The 1,168-nt window shown below is 35.7% G+C and carries 2 protein-coding genes; both read left to right on the top strand.

What is annotated here, in order from left to right:
• A partial coding sequence (locus EII29_RS11260; RefSeq protein ID WP_148096431.1) for an SGNH/GDSL hydrolase family protein occupies positions 1–579 on the top strand: 579 nt, incomplete at its 5' end.
• Positions 580–686: 107 nt separating this feature from the next.
• A partial coding sequence (locus EII29_RS11255) for a hypothetical protein (protein WP_199726084.1) occupies positions 687–1,168 on the top strand: 482 nt, incomplete at its 3' end.

Genomic DNA, 1,168 nt, shown 5'->3' with positions numbered 1-1,168 from the left:
GAATGGGTAGGAAACCCAACTTATGCTTTGCCTTACTATTTACAAAAATACCCTAATGGTTTTTTACAAACATCGATGGAACATAACCCAGACCTTTTAATAATTGGATGGGGAATGAATGACGCTGATAAAAACCATACGAAGTTCGCTGGGTTAACACTAGAACAAAGATTAAACTTATTTAAAACAAATATGGAAGAAGGATTGAAAAGAATAAGAGGAAATACAAGTGTTAATGGTAGACCAGCTTATAATAAAACCGTAAAAGATTTGGCTATTATCATCACTTTGCCAACAGTTGGAACAGTTTATAATACTGGGAGAACCTATGTAGAGTGGTTTCAAAATGTTAGACCTATAATACAAGAATTATGTCGTAAATACGAGTGTGCGTTTGCTGATTTTACAGCGAGAACTTACGCACATAATGATATGTCTATAAAAACATGGTCAGCTTTAAATTCAGATGGCGTTACTTATGGATCGATACACCCTAACAAATACTCAATGGCTCAAATTATGTCACAGTTACAAGATTTAATATATCCTGTTTGCATGTGGAATATTGATATTGATTAATATATATTTAGGATTGCATGGGAAAATATCGGTTCAGCAGTAATTGGTTCAACGACAATATATTATTGGAAACGTACTGCATAAAAAAATAAAAAGGAAAATAAAAAATGAAATTAGATTATAACTCACGTGAGATTTTCTTTGGTAATGAAGCTCTAATCGTAGCTGATATGGCCAAGGGAAGTAACGGAAAACCAGAGTTCACTAACCATAAAATTGTAACTGGTTTAGTATCAGTTGGCGCAATGGAAGACCAAGCGGAGACTAACAGCTATCCAGCTGATGACGTGCCAGACCATGGAGTGAAAAAAGGTGCTACCTTACTTCAAGGCGAAATGGTATTCATTCAAACAGACCAATCGCTTAAAGAAGACATTTTAGGTCAACAAAGAACAGAAAATGGCTTGGGTTGGTCTCCTACTGGTAATTGGAAAACGAAATGTGTTCAATACCTTATTAAAGGGCGTAAGCGTGATAAAGTTACAGGGGAATTTGTTGACGGTTATCGCGTAGTCGTTTATCCAAATTTGAGACCAACAGCAGAAGCAACAAAAGAATCAGAAACAGATTCAGTTGACGGTGTAGACCC

The organism is Leptotrichia sp. OH3620_COT-345 (genome assembly GCF_003932895.1).
Classification (GTDB): Bacteria; Fusobacteriota; Fusobacteriia; order Fusobacteriales; family Leptotrichiaceae; genus Pseudoleptotrichia.
This window is presented reverse-complemented; position numbering and strand designations above follow the sequence as displayed.